Below are 579 nucleotides of genomic sequence, written 5' to 3'. Positions count from 1 at the left end.
TTAGAGCGCCTAACAAAACCATCGTTCGATGAAGCGCCAGACGATGAGGGCTGCGGCCAGGGTGGAGAAGGCAAGATGGATGTCGTGTCGCCGCTCGTAGCGGATGGCGAGGCGACGGAACTGGGCGAACCACGCCAGCGTGCGCTCGACGACCCACCTGCGACGTCCCAGCCGCTGGCTGCTCTCGATCCCGCGCCGGGCGATGCGAGGCTGGATGCGACGGCGGGTCAGCGCCTGACGGCAGCGGCGGTGGTCGTAGGCCTTGTCGGCGTGCAGCTTCGAGGGACGCTTGCGCGGCGGTCCCCAGCATGAGCGGATCGGCGGGACGGCATCCACCACCGCCTCCAGCATTCGGCTGTCATGGACGTTCGCGCCCGTCAGCTTCAGAGCGAGGGGGATGCCATTCGCATCGGTGACGATGTGGCGCTTCGTGCCCGGCTTGCCCCGATCGGTCGGGTTCGGGCCCGTCGCCGGGCCCCCCTTTTGGCGGCGATCGAGGCGCTGTCGAGGGACGCTCGACTGAAGTCGATGCCGTTCCGGCGACCGAGCCGATCGAGCAGCACGTGCTGCAGACGGTCC

1 pseudogene is annotated in these 579 nt (G+C 68.6%); it reads right to left on the bottom strand.

What is annotated here, in order from left to right:
• Positions 1–9: 9 nt before the first annotated feature.
• Positions 10–579, bottom strand: a pseudogene (locus ACLBX8_RS31585) (IS5 family transposase); the annotation flags it as partial.

The sequence above is a fragment of the Methylobacterium sp. D48H genome (genome assembly GCF_053345715.1).
The sequence above is the reverse complement of the archived record's forward strand: the minus strand, read 5'-3'. Positions and strand labels throughout refer to the sequence as shown.